The organism is Oligella ureolytica DSM 18253 (assembly GCF_000373745.1).
GTDB lineage: Bacteria > Pseudomonadota > Gammaproteobacteria > Burkholderiales > Burkholderiaceae_B > Oligella > Oligella ureolytica.
On the sequence record NZ_KB892313.1, the window covers coordinates 86,858 to 101,592 of the forward strand.

General features: G+C 44.5%; 13 protein-coding genes. 5 read left to right on the top strand and 8 right to left on the bottom strand.

Annotated features, from left to right (window positions below):
• Positions 1 to 12 precede the first annotated feature (12 nt).
• The 6 genes from selB to B092_RS0109155 all read right to left on the bottom strand — a co-directional run bounded on the left by selB (position 13) and on the right by B092_RS0109155 (position 9,102).
• Entirely contained in the window at positions 13 to 1,944 is a 1,932-nt protein-coding gene (gene selB, locus B092_RS0109125) for a selenocysteine-specific translation elongation factor (RefSeq protein WP_018574935.1), read from the bottom strand.
• Positions 1,945 to 1,962: 18 nt separating this feature from the next.
• Positions 1,963 to 3,384 (bottom strand): L-seryl-tRNA(Sec) selenium transferase, encoded by a 1,422-nt coding sequence (gene selA, locus B092_RS0109130; protein ID WP_018574936.1) that lies wholly within the window; start codon positions 3,382 to 3,384, stop codon positions 1,963 to 1,965.
• Between the two features lie 23 nt (positions 3,385 to 3,407).
• Positions 3,408 to 4,358: a formate dehydrogenase accessory protein FdhE gene (fdhE, locus tag B092_RS0109135; RefSeq protein ID WP_018574937.1), complete on the bottom strand. Its 951-nt coding sequence runs from the start codon at positions 4,356 to 4,358 to the stop codon at positions 3,408 to 3,410.
• A 93-nt stretch (positions 4,359 to 4,451) separates the two neighbouring features.
• The gene (gene fdnG, locus B092_RS0109140; protein WP_147277838.1) at positions 4,452 to 7,496 is read right to left on the bottom strand and encodes a formate dehydrogenase-N subunit alpha; all 3,045 of its coding nucleotides are present in this window, start codon (positions 7,494 to 7,496) and stop codon (positions 4,452 to 4,454) included.
• Between the two features lie 192 nt (positions 7,497 to 7,688).
• Positions 7,689 to 8,402, bottom strand: coding sequence for an ABC transporter permease (locus tag B092_RS0109150; RefSeq protein ID WP_018574940.1), 714 nt, complete (start codon positions 8,400 to 8,402; stop codon positions 7,689 to 7,691).
• Positions 8,395 to 9,102, bottom strand: coding sequence for an ABC transporter permease (locus B092_RS0109155; protein WP_018574941.1), 708 nt, complete (start codon positions 9,100 to 9,102; stop codon positions 8,395 to 8,397). Before B092_RS0109155 ends, B092_RS0109150 begins: the two co-directional genes overlap by 8 nt.
• 206 nt (positions 9,103 to 9,308) lie before the next feature.
• Here B092_RS0109155 and B092_RS0109160 point away from each other — a divergent pair, with 206 nt between their 5' ends.
• From B092_RS0109160 to B092_RS0109170, 3 genes are all read left to right on the top strand, one after another.
• Positions 9,309 to 10,094 (top strand): transporter substrate-binding domain-containing protein, encoded by a 786-nt coding sequence (locus B092_RS0109160; protein ID WP_018574942.1) that lies wholly within the window; start codon positions 9,309 to 9,311, stop codon positions 10,092 to 10,094.
• 132 nt (positions 10,095 to 10,226) lie between these two features.
• A complete protein-coding gene (locus B092_RS0109165) occupies positions 10,227 to 11,465 on the top strand; it encodes an MFS transporter (RefSeq protein WP_026253702.1) in 1,239 nt (412 codons plus the stop codon).
• 62 nt (positions 11,466 to 11,527) lie between these two features.
• Positions 11,528 to 12,766 carry an MFS transporter gene (locus B092_RS0109170; RefSeq protein WP_018574944.1) on the top strand — a complete coding sequence of 413 codons (1,239 nt, stop codon included), beginning with the start codon at positions 11,528 to 11,530 and terminating at the stop codon, positions 12,764 to 12,766.
• Positions 12,767 to 12,809: 43 nt separating this feature from the next.
• Here the strand turns inward: B092_RS0109170 and B092_RS0109175 are convergent, their stop codons facing one another.
• Positions 12,810 to 12,989: a hypothetical protein gene (locus B092_RS0109175; RefSeq protein ID WP_018574945.1), complete on the bottom strand. Its 180-nt coding sequence runs from the start codon at positions 12,987 to 12,989 to the stop codon at positions 12,810 to 12,812.
• 486 nt (positions 12,990 to 13,475) lie between these two features.
• Between B092_RS0109175 and B092_RS0109180 the strand changes: the two genes are divergently transcribed.
• Both B092_RS0109180 and B092_RS0109185 read left to right on the top strand, forming a co-directional pair.
• Positions 13,476 to 14,324: a DNA adenine methylase gene (locus B092_RS0109180; protein ID WP_018574946.1), complete on the top strand. Its 849-nt coding sequence runs from the start codon at positions 13,476 to 13,478 to the stop codon at positions 14,322 to 14,324.
• Positions 14,317 to 14,556 (top strand): type II restriction enzyme, encoded by a 240-nt coding sequence (locus tag B092_RS0109185; protein WP_018574947.1) that lies wholly within the window; start codon positions 14,317 to 14,319, stop codon positions 14,554 to 14,556. Before B092_RS0109180 ends, B092_RS0109185 begins: the two co-directional genes overlap by 8 nt.
• On the opposite strand, the gene B092_RS0109190 is transcribed toward B092_RS0109185, so the two are convergent.
• A partial coding sequence (locus tag B092_RS0109190) for an ATP-binding protein (RefSeq protein WP_018574948.1) occupies positions 14,538 to 14,735 on the bottom strand: 198 nt, incomplete at its 5' end. The genes B092_RS0109185 and B092_RS0109190 overlap by 19 nt on opposite strands.

Here is a 14,735-nt window from a genome sequence, read left to right on the forward strand (position 1 = left end):
TTTAACAGACTATTATAACCAATCTAAGGAACGGTTGCGCACTAATCGACGCTCCTTAACACGACGGGTTAAGCCAACGCGGTCAAAAAACTCTAAGAGTTGAATAGCCCGTTTCCGACCTAAACCTGAGGCATCTCTAAATTCTGCCGTGATAATATCATCTTGAGGCACTAAACCCAACACAGTATGAGCCAGTGATTGCAAGGCTTTGCGATGATAAAAAAGATCTTTAACGATTTGAAAAACCTCACCCTGACGACTTAAACGTCGCAACACTTGGCGTACATCTTCTTCTTCGACCTCTAATTGCTTAGCAATATCGCGCACCCAAGGCGGATTGGCATCCCCCTCTTCAATCAAAGGCAGGATCTGCTCTGCTAAGACCGCTTCTTTTTCAGAAAGGACAGGAATATGCTCAGGCAAATGCAACAAACTACGAGTTCGACCTGCCAAACCCTGATCAACCAAATAGCGTACTAGTAATTGCCATAAAGGTTCGGGCATCTTTGCTAGCGCCATGCGTCGTAAGCGCAACACCTCCACCCCGACCTCATCAGGAAATTGCTCATGAAACTGAGCAAGACGAGCCAACACCTGAGCTGCCAAATCGTGCCAGTGCGACGCTAAGATCCAAGTCACTTGTGAGTGCAAGCCGGTGGGAACCAACTCAAACACATCGACCGGCCTTTCCAGCTTATCAAGGGTTTTTCCGGTTAAGCGTAACAGTGTTTTTTCGCTTAGACCAAAAGGCGACTTTTCAAGCAATACCTCAATACCGGCCCCATTTAAAAAGTCCTGTACCGTATCAAGCCAGTCTAATCGCTCAGCCGAACGTCGCTTACGATCAGGCGCATTGGGGTGTAAAACTCGGCCACCGCCAATGGTTTGTGTGGCTTGTGGATTACGAATAATAAAACGATCACCCGTCATGCAGCAAATAGGCTTGTCAGAAACCAATTGCACTTTCGCCCGCTGTCCGGGCTCTAATTTATCGGTACTTAAAGGAACCGCATGCACATGATAATGGGTTGACGCAATATGCAAATGCAAGGGTGTCCAAGCTTGAATAACTTGCTCAGAGGATTCCATTAATTGCAATTCAACATCCACATGATGAGAGGGTGTAAAGGCACGAACATCGGCAACCCAATCACCATACTCAATGTCATCGGTACTCATGCCACCGATATTTAAAGCGCAGCGCTGACCTGCCAACCCGGTACGTGAGGACTGATCCTGTGCATGAATAGAACGCACACGTACAACCCGCCCGGACGGGAAATGCCGTAAATCAATGGCTAAAGACTCCTCGGCTTGGTCATCAAGATCCAGCTTACCGCCATGCACAGTGCCCGTCACTACGGTTCCCTGCCCTTTTAGCGTAAAGACACGATCGACAGACAAACGGAATAAACCCTCTGTATTGAGTGCTGAACGCACTAAAGCTTCATTAAAAAGGTGCTCACGCAAATGGTCAACACCCTGACAATCCGAATCCAAGGCATCAGTCACAAACACAGGGGCATTTTCTAAAAAACTGCCACTGACTACCTGCTGAATGTCTTGTCTGACCTGCTCAATGCGTTCGGCTTCAACCGACTTGGCCTTAGTAATGACCACCGCTCCGGCTGTCATATTTAAGATGGACAAAATCGCTAAATGCTCTCGTGTCTGCGGCATCACCCCATCATCAGCCGCAATCACTAATAAGGCATAATCAATACCGGTAGCACCCGAGACCATGGTACGAACAAGTCGCTCATGTCCAGGCACATCAATAAAACCCAAGATCTCGCCATTAGCCAACGGGGTATAAGCATAGCCTAGTTGAATTGTAATACCGCGCTTTTTTTCTTCGGACAAGCGGTCAGTGTCAACCCCTGTCAGGGCTCGAATTAAGGTGGTTTTACCATGGTCAATATGACCCGCTGTACCAACAATCATGATGACTACCTAATCAATCTATCTCAGTTGCGCTAAGAACTGAGCTTTTTGTGACTCTTCTAAACAGCGCAAATCCAATAACAACGCGTCATCTGAAATACGGCCAATCACCGGTTTAGGCAGTTGGCGCAAACGCTCTTCTAAGGCATTCAAATGACGGCCGGAACGCCCATCGCCCACATAGCGAATTGCTAAACCATAACTTGGCAGCTGCTCCACAGGCATGGCCCCACTACCGATTTGCCCCATCATGGTTTCAGCCCTCACCTTAAACTGCTCACCAAGCCATTGCTGCAGACTCGGCAATAACTCATTAGCCGTCCGACTAATATCAGCTTGTGAACGAGTAAAAAGACGCAAGGTAGTGAGCTTTTCTGCCAGCAACTCCGGACGTCGATAGAGTTGCAAAATCGGCTCCAAGGCGGCAAGGGTGATTTTGCCCACTCTCAACGCGCGTTTTAATGGGTTTTTCTTGATCTTAGCGATAAGATCGGTACGGCCAACAATCAACCCGGCCTGCGGTCCCCCTAATAACTTATCACCACTAAACGTGACTAAATCCGCCCCTGCTTCGATTGTTTCTCGAACAGTGACTTCTTCCGGCAATCCCCATTTAGAGAAATCAACTAAGGTACCACTGCCCAAATCGACAGTTGCCATCAAGCCATGTTTTTTTGCCAGGGCTGACAACTCAGCAATATCAACCTCTTTGGTAAAACCGGTAATCTTATAATTACTGGTATGCACCTTCATCAGCATGGCAGTATTTTCAGTTATGCCTTCTTCGTAATCACGAAGATGCGTACGATTCGTAGTGCCCACCTCGACTAACCTCGTATTAGCCCGTGTCATCACGTCAGGAATTCTAAAAGCACCACCAATTTCAATTAATTCACCACGCGATACCACCACCTCTTTTTCGTGAGCCAAGGCATTGAGCATGAGAAGTACTGCCGCCGCATTGTTATTGACAATGGTTGCTGCCTCAGCACCTGTTAATTCGCACAGCAGTCCCTCGATGAGATCATCTCTATCACCACGGCCACCCGTTGCTAAATCATATTCTAAATTCATCGGGTTGCGCATGGCCTCTACCACGGCTTCCACCGCTTCATCAGGTAATAACGCACGACCTAAATTCGTGTGCAATACGATGCCGGTCAGGTTAAAGACTGAGCGCAGGGCAGATTGACTACCTTGCTGAAGGCGTTGCTTAGTCAACTCAGCAAACTGATTAATGCTGTCGTCAGCTTTTAAGTCAATGCCTAAAGGCGCTTGATGTCGAATCTGCTGACGCAAATCATTTAACATATCACGCACCGTCTGACTGACTAAGCTATGCCCATAGTCACTTAAAAGCGCTTCAAAAAACGGGCTACTTAGTAATTTATCAACCGATGGCAGATCGCGAAACGAATATTGATTAGTAAGCTGCGTCATAAATCCCTAACTTCCTCTATGAGCTACGATTCTTGTTCGGCTTCGTCAGCGTCATCTGCCGCTTGCCACAAGAAAGGATTACCACTGGCTCGGTTGACACCCTGTTCACCCATCAGAATATCAAGCTGTAAACTGGCCAAATCATCTGCGACAGGATCAACAAAGAGATCTTTTTCTTGATAGAAAATCTTACGATAGCTATTACAGCTAGGGCATGATTCTGCCTTGATCGCTTCTGACCCACCCTCGAGGTGATAGTAATTAATGTCTTTAGTTAATTGACACGTTGTACAAACAACCCGAACCATATGCCATAATGTTGAGCACAAACTACAACTCAAATAGCGAACCCCCTGATTGGATCCGATTTGCACTACGCTGCTCACAGGCAATGAACCACAGCACGGGCAAACACCGGATTCCTTTTGTACGACCGGCAAGTTGTCAACACCCAGATCAAGTGCCATCTGAGTCCAATAGACTTGCAAAGCAGCCATAATCACTGGCGCCATCGCAGGATCCGTATCCTGATCAGCTAAAATTCGATCGGTAATCGCTTCGATCGCAGCGGGGTTTTCTTTGATCTGCTTGATTAAGCTATTAGCCACATCAAGAGCGGCAGCCGGTACGCCTTCGGCTTTGATAAAGTACTGCAAAATATCATCAAGGATAGTAAGCCAGACCCCATCGCGTTCGACGGTATCCGGTTGCAGTGCCGGCATGCCATGTTTTTGTGATGAGTCAATACGTGCCTCATCTAAACTGGGCACAGCGTATTTGCCAAAAACATCGGCCTGTGCTTCCGATAAAACCGCTACTAATTGCAAATAATCTTCTAATACATTGCCAGGCGCCAGTTGCTTTAAACGCGCTGCACGTGAGGTAAAGGTTGCCTTGCCTTCGGGCAAAATAATCCGAGGAAAAGAACCGATACTATCGTCCAGAATTTCTTCTTTCGATCTTATATTTTTCAATTTTATACTCCAATAGAAAAACTGCTCTACATTTTACTGTAGAGCAGTTTACTAGAGCTACCTACTTAGCTTCTTTAATAAGAAATAATTAACTTAAATCTTTTCAACATTGACTAAGAAGGACTTGAACTCAGGCGTTTGAGTATTACCGTCACCGACTGCAGGGGTTAAGCTATTGGCTAAGAAGCCTTTTTTAGCCACACCGACAAAGCCCCAGTGAATTGGAATACCGACTTGGTGCACTTCATTGCCATCGATATTAAGCGCCATGAGGCGCTTAGTTACCACAGCAACGGCTTTGATGTAGTCTCGTTTAGATGATACCTTAACGCGGTCACCTGCCTTAATACCAAGCTTGTTAGCTAAACCCTCACCAATCTCAACAAACTGCTCAGGTTGAGCGATAGCGTTTAACTTAACGTTTTTAGTCCAATAGTGGAAATGCTCAGTAATACGATAGGTCGTACCGACATAAGGGAAGTCCTCTACCTTACCCATATCTTCCAAGTCGCGTTTAAACACACGGGCACCCGGGTTATTTAAAGCACGAGGTTGATTCGGGTTCAATGGGTTAGTCTTCAACGGCGTCTCAAACGGCTCATAGTGCTCAGGGAACGGACCCTCGGCCATTGCCTTGCGGGCAAAGAATCGAGCAGATCCCTCTGCGTTCATAATGAACGGACCCATATTGTTTTCTGGTGCTTCATCGGCTTTGTAGTCAGGTACGTCAGCACCTACCCACGCCTTGCCATTCCAGTAAACTAAGGCACGATCCTTATCCCATGGTCTACCACTGGCATCAGCTGATGCACGGTTGTAAAGAATACGACGGTTAGCAGGCCATGCCCAAGCCCAGTTAAGGGTTTGACCAATACCTGTCGGGTCGCTGTTATCGCGACGCGCCATCATATTGCCTTGCTCCGTGAATGAGCCAGAGTAAATCCAGCAGCCACATGCCGTAGAGCCATCGTCACGCAACTCAGCAAAACCAGCTAATTGCTGACCGGCTTTACGCGTAGCACTGATATCTTCGAGCGCACTACCGTTCATCTCTTTGGCCAGTTCATCCGCCGTTGGATTTAAACGTTGGGCATATGGCCAATTAAGGTTAACGATTGGGTCAGGGAAGGCACCGCCCTCTTCAATGTAAAGCTCTTTAATGCGGTTGTAGATCAACGCCATGATCTCAATATCGCTCTTGGCTTCGCCCGGAGGGTTTTTGCCCTTCCAGTGCCACTGTAAAACGCGACCGGAGTTAACTAAAGCACCCGCTTCTTCAGCGAAACAAGTCGTCGGTAAACGAATAACCTCAGTCTGGATTGAAGCTGTGTCAACATCGTTTTCTTCGCCTTGATTACTCCAGAACTCGGATGTCTCAGTACGTAGCGGATCCATCACAATCATAAACTTCAATTTAGCAAAAGCTTCTGATTGCTTCTTCTTGTGAGGTGCAGCAGCTAATGGGTTAAAGCCCTGACAGATATAACCGTTGATCTGTCCTTGAGTCATCATCTCATAGGCGCGCAACATATCGTATGGTTTGTCTAATTTAGGATACCAGTCATAACAGAAGTCATTGTCTGCTTGAGCTGCTTTACCAAACCATGCTTTACTTAGGCTGACCCAGAATTTTCTGTAGTTACCCCAGTAATTTAGCTGATTATCACGCATCGCTTTTGGCGCGCGTGCCGAGATGTAGTCCTCATACGATTCGCCGTCTCTACCGATGCTCAGATAACCCGGCAATAAGTCAGACATCAATCCTAAGTCAGTCAGACCTTGAATGTTGGAGTGACCGCGTAGGGCATTAACACCACCGCCCGGCATACCGATATTACCCAATAACAACTGCATCATCGCAGCGGTACGAATAATCTGCGAACCGATAGAGTGTTGAGTCCAGCCTAACGCGTAGAGAATAGTCAACGTACGGTTAGGTACATGAGTTGATGCCAAGATCTCGGCGATCTCAAGGAACTTATCCTTGGGCGTACCACAGACACGCTCAACCATCTCAGGCGTATAACGCTCATAGTGCTTTCTCATCAACTGATAAACACAGCGCGGATGTCTTAAGCTCGGATCGGACTTAACCTGACCATCGCCATCAAGCTCGTAATCCCACGTACTACGATCGTAAGTACGGGTCTCTTCGCTATAGCCGGAGTAAATACCCTCATTAAAATCGAAGTCATCACGAACGATGTAACTGAAGTCAGTGTAACTGCGTACGTATTCATGCTGGATCTTGTTGTTATCAAGTAAGTACTTGATCATCGCACCCAAGAAGACAATATCCGTACCGGTACGGATAGGCGCATAAACATCGGCTACTGAGGCTGTACGGTTAAAGCGCGGATCCACGCAAATCAATGTCGCATTGTTACGAGTTTTTGCTTCGATTGCCCATCTAAAGCCTACAGGGTGTGCTTCAGCGGCGTTACCGCCCATAACTAATACAACGTTAGCATTTTTAATATCTACCCAATGGTTCGTCATCGCACCACGGCCAAACGTCGGGGCAAGACCTGCCACCGTCGGACCATGTCAAACACGAGCCTGGTTATCAAATGCTACCATCCCCATCGGACGAACGACTTTGTGAGTGATATAACCCACTTCATTCGGTGATGCAGATGCTGCTAACATTCCTGTAGTTAACCAACGATTGACCGTTTGGCCCTTTTCATTTTTCTCGATAAAGTTGGCATCACGGTCATCCTTCATAAGACGGGCAGTCTTTTCAATTGCCTCTTCCCATGAGATGCGAACCCACTCATCAGAACCCGGAGCACGATACTCAGGATACTTTAAGCGATTCTCACTATGGATGAAGTCAACTAAACCTGCACCCTTAGGACAGAGAGCGCCGCGGTTAACAGGGTTATCAGGGTCACCTTCAATGTGTACGATAGTATCGATGGCATTTTTAGCACCATCACCTATACCGTACATTAATAATCCACAGGCTACCGAACAATACGGACAGGTATTGCGCGTTTCAGTCATGCGCAATAATTTATATTGTCTAACTTCAGCTACGGCTGACGTTGGCGCCGCACCAAGTAGCGTTAAGCTAGACCCTGCCGCTGCTGTACCGGTTGCCTTGAAGAATTGTCGTCTAGTAATTTTTACCATACGAGCCTCCAGACAGTTAATGTAAAGCAACGTCAGTATCACCTCTGACAGGCAATACTGATGTTAAAAACTTGGTAGTGCTAAAAACACTACCCCTTATAATAAGTGTAACGTTTTTTTAGCAAATTGAATAGACTACACAAGGGAAGTACGTCTTTAAACTGCATAATTAAGACACTGCGAGGGTAAAACCTAGGCTGTTCCACGGCGATAATGGAGGTGTGCCAGATATCTCCTCTCAACTCGCCTAAACGTGACCACTAAAAGCGTATTAAGAATTAGATAAAGCACCGCCGCTGCCGAATAGGCAATAAATGGCTCATAGTAGGTACTATTGAAGTAACTCGCTGCGCCGGTAATCTCAACAATTGTCACCGTCGACGCTAAGGCAGTGGCATGCATGGTCATGATCACTTCATTACTATAGGCAGGCAAAGCACGTCTCAAGCTGGACGGAATAATAATTTGTTTAAGTGCTTGCGCTCTACTCATTCCATAGGCCCTTGCCGCCTCAATTTCACCACGATCGGTGTTTTTGATCGCACCAGCAAAAATCACGGTTGAATAAGCCGCTGTATTTAGCGTCAGAGCAGTTAACACCCAAATATAGCCGGATTTTAAAAAGCCCCAACCCGGCAGCTGCATCAGGTCTCGCACCGGTTCAAGACTGGGAATCCCATAATAAAAGATATATAGCTGTACTAATAATGGCGTACCGGTAAAGAAAAATACAAAGCCATTGGTTAATCGGGCACTCAACGAACCGGTGTTTAAAGAAATAACAGATAATGGCAAAGCAATGATGAATCCGATTAACACAGACACCACGGTGAGCATGACGGTGATAGGCAATGCATTTAGACATTGCAATAAGGCGAGCCAAAAAAGCGCTAAAGTATCACTCATTGACCCCTCCTGCTATCACACCACGCTGATAGCGCTTATCAACAAACACAAACACCTTTAATGAAACATAGGTAATCAGTAAATAAAGTAAGGCTGAAATCAAATTAAAGGCAAAAGAAGATTGGGTGGAACTACCCGCCTGTTGGGCAACACGTGTCATATCGTCTAAGCCGATAATAGACACCAAAGCGGTCGACTTGGTTAAGGCTAACCAGTTGTTTTTTGCACTAGGCAAGGCGTAGCGCATCATTAAAGGAAAGGTGATGTCCTTGAGGACTTGAAAAGATGTCAGTCCATAGGCATGGCCGGCCTCAATCTGCCCATTAGGCACCGCCAAAATCGCCGCTCTAAACGTCTCTGTAAAATACGCCCCGAAAATAAAGCTTAGGGTAAAGACACCCGCGGCAAAGGGGCTAATTTCAAAATAACTCCAACCCAAGGCGGTGGTCACAGCATTAAGCCCAAGCTGAGCACTGTAGTAGACCATCAACATCCAAATCAAATCCGGCACGCCACGCACGATCGTAGAATAAGCCACACTAATCGCACTAAGCAAACGACTACCGGATAGCTGCATCAACGCAGCCACCAGACCGATCAGAATCGCACAAAGCACTGAAATAACCGCAAGCTCAACTGTTAAAACAGCGCCTTGCAAAATCCTTGGCATGTATTGCCAAATAATTTCTAAATTAAACATAGGACCTCTTCTCTTATTGCAGTGATTTTACCGAAAAGAAGCAATCGATCGTTAAAAACCTTGTAAGCTCACTATATAAAGCGCAATTTGGACACAATGCAGCCTATTTTCTTAAACCTATGCTTATCCCCTATAGAAATTAGGGCAAAACAGGGCTATAGTTTTACACATTATTTTTCTAAGTTTCAAATAAAAAGGAGTTAATAATGGCAATAACTAAAAAGCTATTTGGTGCTACGTTACTCAGCTTTGCACTTGCCAGTAGCTTAGCTAGCGCACAGGATCGTACCATTCGTTTTGGTACCGATGCGACCTACCCACCTTTTGAGTCCACTGCGCCGAACGGCGACATTGTCGGTTTTGACATTGATCTGGCCAAGGCCATGTGTGAGCGTTTAAATGCCACCTGCACTTTCCAAAACCAAGGTTGGGACGGTATTATCCCTGCCCTTCGTGCTAAAAAATTTGATGTGATTGCGTCTTCAATGAGTGTCACTCCGGAGCGTGAGCGGGCTGTGGCTTTTACTCAAAAAGTATGGTCTACGCCCAACCCTTTATTTGGTAAAAAAGGCACCCAAGCTGAACCTACCAAAGAAGGTACTAAGGGATTGACCATCGGCGTGCAGCAAGGCGTTATTCAGGATAATTACGCGACAAAGTATTTCACTGACGCCACCCTGCGCCGCTATAAAACCTTTGAAGATGCCGCTAACGACTTGGTCACCGGTCGCTTAGATGCTGTGTTTGCCGATAGTGGTGTAGCCGACGAGTTTTTAAATAGCCCACGGGGTGCAGAGTATGAAGTCTTAGGTGATCCTATTCCCACCTCAGCTGATGAGGCTATCTTTGGTAAAGGTACCGCGTTTGCCGTCCGTAAGGAGGATAAAGACTTATTAGCCGACTTAAATCGTGCCTTTGATGAGATTCGCGCCGATGGCACCTATGACAAAATCGCCAAAGAATACTTTGATTATGATGTCTATGATGAGTAATTAAAAAACGAATGTTTTTAAAACGGCACTTTATGGGTGCCGTTTTTTTATGGCTAAAATGACCATCATCGGTTAAGATCAAGCAACTAAACTCAAAATCAAAAATACCCTCTTCATCAGGCCATCCATCACTTGAAGTCGACTACTATTTACGCCACGCCTGGTTTCCTGCCTTTTCTAGCAGCTAGACTATGCGCTGTATTTGCCATGCAGATACAGGCCATTGTTGTGGTTTGGCAAGTATACGATACCACTCGCGATCCCTTATCTTTAGCTTATGTCGGTTTAGTACAATTTATCCCCATGCTACTTTTATTACCCTATGCAGGGGATGTGATTGATCGTTTTAGCCGTAAAGCCATTCTTGCAATCAGTTGGTTTGTTGCGGCCCTTTGCAGCGGCATATTGGTCTGGATGTCTTTGACAAACAGTACGAATGTGATGGGTTTTTATGTGGCACTGCTGCTTTTTGGTGCCAGCCGTGCCTTTATGATGCCTGCTCTACAAAGCTTCTTGCCACAAATTATTCCTCGTGAACGTTTGGCTCAAGCCATTGCAACCAATAGCATGACGGTAAAAATAGCTACCATCAGCGGCCCTATGATTGGTGGGGTACTTTATGCCTATGCCGGCGGTGTGTTGACGTATCTGGTCTGCTGTATCGCTTATCTTTTTGGCATTTTATTACTCAAATTCGTACCGATTCTGTATAGGGATCAGCATAAAAAGCCGACAAACAATGGCAGTAACGTGTGGCAACGATTTTCTGAAGGTATCCGCTTTATCCGGAAGCAGCCGATTATTTTAGGTAGTATAAGTCTCGACCTATTCGCCGTGCTTTTAGGAGGAGTTATTGCTCTTCTGCCCATTTATGCGCAAGATATCTTGCATACGGATTCAGCCGGGCTCGGACTGCTAAGAAGTGCTATGGCAATTGGTCAAATCGCTACCGGTATTTATCTGAGTCGCTATCCGTTTGAACGCCATGTGGGTAAAGCCATGCTGATAGCCGTAGCAATTTTTGGTTGTGCCAACTTAGCCTTTTCACTATCAAGTATCTTCTGGTTATCATTTGCCACCCTAATGGTGGCCGGTGCGGCAGATATGGTGAGCGTGTATGTGCGTTTGGCGCTGATGCAATATGCCACGCCAGACTATCTACGTGGACGCGTTAATGCCGTTAATTCGCTCTTTTCAAACTCAGCAACGGAGCTCGGCAGCTTCCGTGCAGGTACAAGTGCTGCACTCATAGGCACTGTACCGACGGCGGTATTGGGTAGTCTTTGCACCTTAGTTGTCGTCGCACTCATTACTAACCGCATTAAAACGCTTAGACTAGTTGATCGCTTTGATGAAGTTACACCTAGCTAACACATGTACTTTCGGCGTATTAAAAAATTAAAAAAATTAAAAAACACATTATTGGTATTAAATTGAAGCCTTCTAATATTTTCGCGACACTTGGTTTTTTACCCTTTCTGATTGCACGTATGTGTGCCGTCTTTGCCATGCAAATTCAGGCTATCGTGGTTGGCTGGCAAATCTACGAAATCACTCGCGACCCTATGTCATTAGCCTATGTCGGCTTGGCTCAATTTATCCCGATGCTGGTGTTTTTGCCTTATGCCGGTGACCTCATTGACCGATTTAATCGTAAAACAGTTCTCTCAATTAGCTTAGCTGTTTTAGCAGTCTGTAGTGCTTTATTGGTCTGGCTCTCTTATAGTGAAAACGATAAGGTCTATGCTTTCTACATTGTTTTATTACTCTTTGGAGTGGGACGTGCCTTTAACGGACCGGCACTACAAAGCTTATTACCGCAAATTGTGCCGCGTGAACGACTAGCTCAAGCACTGGCTACCAATAGCATGTTAATGAAAGTAGCCACCATCATCGGCCCTGTCTTCGGCGGTTTACTCTATGCTTATATCGGTGGTTTAAGCTATGCCGTTTGTTGCCTATTTTTTGTCATCGCTATATTTTTATTAACCTTTGTGCCGATCTTATTCAGTGAGCAACATAGCACCCCCGCAAGTAACTCCACCACGGTACTTCAACGCTTCTCAGAAGGCCTGTGCTTTATCTGGAAGAATCCGATTATCTTAGGCACGATCACCTTAGATTTATTTGCCGTATTACTTGGCGGTGTCGTCGCTCTCTTACCTATTTATGCTCTGGAAGTTTTACAGGTTGACTCCACCGGTTTGGGGCTATTACGTAGCGCCATGGCCATTGGTGAAATCGGTACCGGGCTTTACCTGAGCCGTCGACCATTTAATCGCCATGTCGGTAAAGTCATGTTTACGGCCGTTGCCGTCTTTGGTATTGCCAACCTGGTCTTTGCCTTCTCAACAATTTTCTGGTTGTCTTTTGCTGCACTGGTCGTTGCCGGTGCCGGCGATATGATTAGCGTATACATACGCTCGGCACTCGTACAATTCTCTACTCCTGATTATTTACGTGGTCGAGTCAACGCAGTCAATATGCTGTTTATCAGCTCATCTAATGAATTGGGCACCTTCAGAGCGGGCACCAGCGCTGCTTTAATCGGTGCCGTGCCTGCTGCTGTCTTTGGAGGTCTCTGCACCTTAGGGGTGGCTGCTGCCATGGCCTGGCGCTTTAAGCCACTGAGAACGGTGGATAAGTTTGAAGAGGCGGAGCATATTAGGTGATGGGGATTGGGGTGATTTTACGATCACCCCTATTTTTTAAAGCTTAGTACTCTCCCAGCATATTCTGCAAAGACTGACCCAGCGAAGCTTTAAATGCTTCATCAACCGCAAATAAGCGGTAGATCTCAAGGTCACTGCGACGGCGGTCCAGCATAACCTCGGTTAAAATACGATCAAAGGCGAGTCGACGATTTTGTGCATCCGGCTCATCTTGATACTTCATTTTAAAATCAGGATGAGACTTAATGCTTTGAGCTAGACTAACAAACGATAATTTAACTATAAAGGAAAATTCTAAATTCGTGCTGTGTTAATTTAGGGGGTGGTTACCCACAGGATTTTCTTCCCTGTGCTAAAGCTTCACTGCTTAATAAACAGAGTATTGCTAAAAAGAACAAGCCCCACACAAAACGTAATGGTAATTTATAGTCTTTCATATTCATAATTTCGCAACATAAAAATTACTCATTGATTTTACTAACTTAAATAAGTTTAAACTAATCAAGCAATTTAGCTAGAGTGCATTCACTATACAAAACCACCCAATTAACTGTATACTTATACAGTTACAATCTATACATCTACTCTTAAATAAAAATCACAGCTCAATAACAAGAAAAAACTAGTTATACCGCTATTAAACTAATACGTTGGTACTAATATTATTGTAATTTAAGAGTTAAAATTTAAATCTAAAATATTAAAGCTCATGAAAAACACACAGAAAAATAAATTGGTCACGCCTTTTGTGAAGTGGGCCGGTGGTAAAAGACAATTAATGTCTGAAATTGTTAAGTTATTGCCAAATACAATTAACAGACATATGTACGTTGAGCCCTTCATTGGTGGGGGTTCTGTCTTATTTCATCTTCAACCAAAAAATGCAATTATCAATGACTTTAATGAAGAATTAATAAATGTATATTTAACCATCAAAAACAACGCTGCAGAACTAATTCAAGACCTTAAAAAACATAAAAATGAATCTGATTACTTTTATGCAATACGTGGTCTTGATAGGACTGAAAGCTTTTCTAATCTTAGTCCTATAGAAAGGGCCTCAAGAATAATTTTTCTTAATAAAACTTGTTTTAATGGCTTGTATCGGGTTAATAATGCCGGAGAGTTTAATGCACCTTTCGGAAGATATAAAAATCCTAATATTGTTAATGAGCCTGTTATTAAAGCTGTTAGTCATTACTTAAACGCGAACAATATTGAGATCATGAGTGGTGATTATTTAGAAATATTAAAAAACACGACAAACAACTCATTTGTTTACTTAGATCCTCCCTACCACCCTATTTCTGAAAGTTCAAATTTTACTGGATATGTAAAAGGGGGAATTAATATTGAAGACCAAATAAGATTACGAGAAGCATGCGATGAACTCAATAATAAAGGGGTCAAATTCTTACTTTCAAACTCAGCATCTAGTTTTATTCTAGAGCAATACCAAAATTATGATATCCACATCATTAAAGCTAAAAGAGCTATTAACTCAAATGCAGTTAAAAGAGGCGATGTTGAGGAAGTACTAATACGAAACTATGAGTAGCAATACAAAACTAGACCAAAATTGGGAAAAGATTTTTTTAAAATATAAAATCCTCGATGAAATTAAAAAAAATGGTTTTTTTGAAATCACATCTAAAGAGATAAATGAATTTAGAGAAGCTAGGCTAATGACTAAATTTGATCATCGCTCTCAGCTTCCTATAGAACGTCAACTACTTTGTCCGGTTTTGCGTCAATTAACTTGGCCGGTTTTTTACTGCCCGTTCTGTTGAGTTTCCAGTGCTTCTTTTTTGCGGTAACTATCTCCTGTAAAATGAATCATCGTGGCATGGTGTACTAGTCGATCGATGGCTGCTACCGTCATCGTGGTATCGTCAAATAACTCATCCCACTCTTCAAACGACTTGTTAGACGTAATGGCTAAACTAAAGCGTTCATAACGATGTGCTAT

Excerpts from the sequence above, each read along its gene's own strand:
- selB (WP_018574935.1), bottom strand. The coding sequence starts at position 1,944 with ATGATTGTTGGTACAGCGGGTCATATTGACCATGGTAAAACCACCTTA.
- selA (WP_018574936.1), bottom strand. The coding sequence starts at position 3,384 with ATGACGCAGCTTACTAATCAATATTCGTTTCGCGATCTGCCATCGGTT.
- B092_RS0109150 (WP_018574940.1), bottom strand. The coding sequence starts at position 8,402 with ATGAGTGATACTTTAGCGCTTTTTTGGCTCGCCTTATTGCAATGTCTA.
- B092_RS0109155 (WP_018574941.1), bottom strand. The coding sequence starts at position 9,102 with ATGTTTAATTTAGAAATTATTTGGCAATACATGCCAAGGATTTTGCAA.
- B092_RS0109160 (WP_018574942.1), top strand. The coding sequence starts at position 9,309 with ATGGCAATAACTAAAAAGCTATTTGGTGCTACGTTACTCAGCTTTGCA.
- B092_RS0109175 (WP_018574945.1), bottom strand. The coding sequence starts at position 12,989 with ATGAAGTATCAAGATGAGCCGGATGCACAAAATCGTCGACTCGCCTTT.
- B092_RS0109180 (WP_018574946.1), top strand. The coding sequence starts at position 13,476 with ATGAAAAACACACAGAAAAATAAATTGGTCACGCCTTTTGTGAAGTGG.
- B092_RS0109185 (WP_018574947.1), top strand. The coding sequence starts at position 14,317 with ATGAGTAGCAATACAAAACTAGACCAAAATTGGGAAAAGATTTTTTTA.